The sequence below is a fragment of the Prevotella rectalis genome (genome assembly GCF_900607215.1).
In the GTDB taxonomy this organism is placed as follows: Bacteria; Bacteroidota; Bacteroidia; order Bacteroidales; family Bacteroidaceae; genus Prevotella; species Prevotella brunnea.
The window spans coordinates 168906-171453 of sequence record NZ_LR027819.1 but is presented as its reverse complement, the minus strand read 5'-3'; the positions used below and the strand labels follow the sequence as shown (position 1 = coordinate 171453).

Sequence of the window (2548 nt, the reverse complement as noted above, 5' to 3'; positions counted from 1 at the left end):
ATTCATCAGTTATCCGTGCTACCGAGCAGAAATATCGGTGTTATCACGGATGCAGGTTTCTGTAATCTCTCACAGACATACTTTCTGAACAAATGCGCTTCGGTGTTGTTTAACAGAAAGGACAGGGAAATGATAATTGAAAGAGGATAGAGCGGTGCATAACCTTTAGGTTGTCCGTTGATGAAAACAGGTTCTTGACCTGCACTCCTCTCATCGGGATGCAGGTTGGAAAATTTCATCAACGTTTGCAGTCTGTGGTTGAGTTTCCTCCATGTTACCCCGAAGAACCTCACAAGTTCACTCTCTGTCATGGCTATCTCTCCGTTTCCTTTGCGGATAACCTGCATATTGCTGCCCCAATCAAAATAACTACGATGATTGGCAGTGTTTGTTCTTATGTTTGGATTGTTGTTTGTCTTCATGCCGTTTCCTCCATTTTACAGGTTACAATATCCGAAGGTTCACAAGCCTCTTTCTCCGCTAATAGGCTTCAAAAGGACTTCACAAGGGTTGTCATTTTAGCCTTCAAAAATTAGCTAATCGTTGTAAAATCAAGGTTTTACAACGATTTTTCTTTGTATATACCTCCATAGCCTGACGGCATAACCCTATATTTTGACAGTCATCTTTCGGTCAATTTCTGCTACACTTACTGCTACACAAAAATTGCAGTAGCAAAAAATGTAGCAGTGACGGGATTTTGAATACCATATTGACGGCATCAACTCTTTCTTTTTCAAGGTATTAAGTATTAACTTTGCAGCCGAGTGCTACACAAAAGAATGATGCATTATGAGAACAAATTTCAAGGTGTCCTTCTACCTACGCTCAAACTATGAGAACAAAGAAGGAAAGTCGCCTGTAATGCTCCGTGTATTCCTTAACGGAGAGATGGCTAATTTCGGATCTACGAAAATATTCGTGGACAAGTCGCTGTGGAATAACACGACCAGCAGGCTCAAAGGTCGGACGGCAGAAGCCTTATCCGCTAATGCCGCATTGGACTCCATTTCCACAATGCTGAATAACATTTACCACAAATTCGAGGATGATGAATCCTTGTCATTGGATAAAAACAGTTGGCTGGCAAGTTAGACAAGTTCAATGTTGCTATGGGCATCAACTCAAAATAATGTACAACCCTAAACCAAGAAGATTATGACAACAACAAAGAAAGAACTTTCTTACTTCCGTTTGAAGTTAGAGAACTACCTCAGTGAGCATTTCCCCGAAATGTTGGGTGATAAACCATTCATAACGGCAAGAGCCAATGAAGCACTTTCCACCTACTGCGATGCAGTGGCACAAGGCTTCTCGCATCCCGAAGCGGAGAGTATGGCAAGCGAAGTGTTGCATCGAGGATTGCATTTTTCCAAGTATGACACACTTGTATCTGTCTTGGAGAATGAGTTTGAGAACGAACTGCCCTCTCCGCTCCCCGAAAGACTAACACCAATGCTTCTGAAGAATAAGGCTGTGCAAAGCGTTTTCGACAAATATGAACTGACAGACGACTTTGGCGCAACTCCAGAGTATGAGAAACTCTACACCGAACTGACAGGGACTATTGTTCTACTCATAGAGGTCAATGGTCTGCCAACCGTAGGCGGTGAAAACATGGACTGATGTAGCACCATACGGAGTTTTTGTAGTGTCAAGAGCCAAGATAAACGCTCCACTCCACACGCCAAGAGTTTTTTCAAACACTTGTCTTTGTGTAGTCTGCGCATCTTGTAACTGCTCTTGAAACTATAAAAATCTCCGATATGAATACAATCATCATGAATCAAGACGTTCACACACCTGCCTTTATCAAGGCAGACGCATCGAACAAAACCGATAAGGATAAGCAGCAGCCGACTTCGCCCAAGCAAGTCCGCCGCTTCGGTTGGACACGCTTCCTCGAACTCGCAATCCTGCTTTCTATCGTTATCGGTGCCATTTGGCTGATTTCAAAGATAGTAACGCCACAAGTCGTAACTGTTGTGTCAGTCATTGCAGGCTTTCTGATACTACGCTTTATAGTCAGGGTAATTCTGAAAGTGGCATTTACGCTGCTGAGCATTCTCTTCTGGCTGGCGATTGTCTGTGCCATCCTGCTCTGCGTGCTTTGAGAAGCACAGCTCTGTAAAACCTTCGTTTTATTTCATCAGGTGGTTATCTCGCATATTGAGATAGCCACCTTTTCTTTATTCCACTACGAGCGTTGCACTTTTGCTTCTTTTCCAATGCTCCACAATATGCGAAATGAAGAAGACGGATGCTGTTCCCTTTTTATCCGCAAAGGTAGTACGGGGCTTGTGGCTTTCAAAAGGTCTATGCCGTTTGGTTTGTCTGGAAAATCTCCACACCTACGGGTAGTATTTTCCGCCAAAACCTTGTGTAAGCCTGCCCCGCTACCTCTATTTTGCTACAAAAAGGAATCAGCATACTCCGATCTTTGGACGCATAAAAAAAATGTCGCTATGGATAAGCAAAAGGTAAATACAACATCTTCGATGAACAGCAAAGGATATAGCTCCTCCTCTCATTACCGCATTAACCCTGT

General features: G+C 43.1%; 3 protein-coding genes and 2 pseudogenes. 4 read left to right on the top strand and 1 reads right to left on the bottom strand.

From position 1 onward, the window contains the following. Positions 1-5: 5 nt before the first annotated feature. Positions 6-422 (bottom strand): hypothetical protein, encoded by a 417-nt coding sequence (locus E0E16_RS00935; protein ID WP_130828414.1) that lies wholly within the window; start codon positions 420-422, stop codon positions 6-8. A gap of 370 nt (positions 423-792) precedes the next feature. On the opposite strand from E0E16_RS00935, the pseudogene E0E16_RS00930 reads away from it, so the two are divergent. From E0E16_RS00930 to E0E16_RS13850, 4 genes and pseudogenes are all read left to right on the top strand, one after another. Continuing rightward, a pseudogene (locus E0E16_RS00930) lies at positions 793-1074 on the top strand (Arm DNA-binding domain-containing protein); the annotation flags it as partial. Between the two features lie 84 nt (positions 1075-1158). Next, positions 1159-1626: a DUF1896 domain-containing protein gene (locus E0E16_RS00925; RefSeq protein ID WP_004357822.1), complete on the top strand. Its 468-nt coding sequence runs from the start codon at positions 1159-1161 to the stop codon at positions 1624-1626. 140 nt (positions 1627-1766) lie between these two features. Next, positions 1767-2114, top strand: coding sequence for a hypothetical protein (locus E0E16_RS00920; RefSeq protein WP_117654303.1), 348 nt, complete (start codon positions 1767-1769; stop codon positions 2112-2114). Between the two features lie 126 nt (positions 2115-2240). Then, positions 2241-2548 (top strand): annotated as a pseudogene (locus E0E16_RS13850) (hypothetical protein); the annotation flags it as partial.

Coding starts and splice junctions, on each gene's coding strand:
- E0E16_RS00935 (WP_130828414.1), bottom strand. CDS start 422: ATGAAGACAAACAACAATCCAAACATAAGAACAAACACTGCCAATCAT.
- E0E16_RS00925 (WP_004357822.1), top strand. CDS start 1,159: ATGACAACAACAAAGAAAGAACTTTCTTACTTCCGTTTGAAGTTAGAG.
- E0E16_RS00920 (WP_117654303.1), top strand. CDS start 1,767: ATGAATACAATCATCATGAATCAAGACGTTCACACACCTGCCTTTATC.